Source organism: Acinetobacter sp. Tr-809 (assembly GCF_011753255.1).
Classification (GTDB): Bacteria; Pseudomonadota; Gammaproteobacteria; order Pseudomonadales; family Moraxellaceae; genus Acinetobacter.
In genome coordinates, this window is the sequence record NZ_VWVZ01000021.1 from 1 (window position 1) to 516 (window position 516).

The 516-nt window shown below is 44.6% G+C and carries 1 pseudogene; it reads right to left on the reverse strand.

Going from position 1 to position 516, the window contains the following annotated elements:
- Window positions 1-516: pseudogene (locus F3J02_RS18375) on the reverse strand (cell surface protein); the annotation flags it as partial.

A 516-nucleotide genomic window follows, 5' to 3' on the forward strand; every position in this document is an offset into this window, starting at 1 on the left:
CTGTCGTTTTATCTACAACAACTGTACCTACAGTTACCTTGTCGAAGTTCACATCTTTCGCTGTCGATACTTGATAGTTGCTTGAACCATCTGCATTCGTTGTTGGGGTCACAACAACGTTATCTCCAGCTGTAACCGTCGTTTTCGCTTTGGTAGCTGCATCTTTAACGCTTGTGATCGCTCCATCAATCGTGTTCGAACCTGTACCACCAATGTTATTGGTCGTGATGGCACCAGTTGTCGCATCAATTGTGGTTGAACCACCCACAATATTCTTCACATTGTTTGCTGTGTTAAATAATTGACTACCATTCACCGCATCAGTTGAGCTTGAATTCACCGCACCCGCTTTTACGTTAGTAATCGTGGTACCACCAGCTCCTGCAAGTGTGATCTTGTCTTTAGTCGTTGCATTGTCATATTTAACTGCTGCATCGTCTAACGTACCCAACTTGCTATCAACTGCTGCCAATTGATCTTCTGTTGCTGCCTGACCTGATACTGCTGTGCCATTCC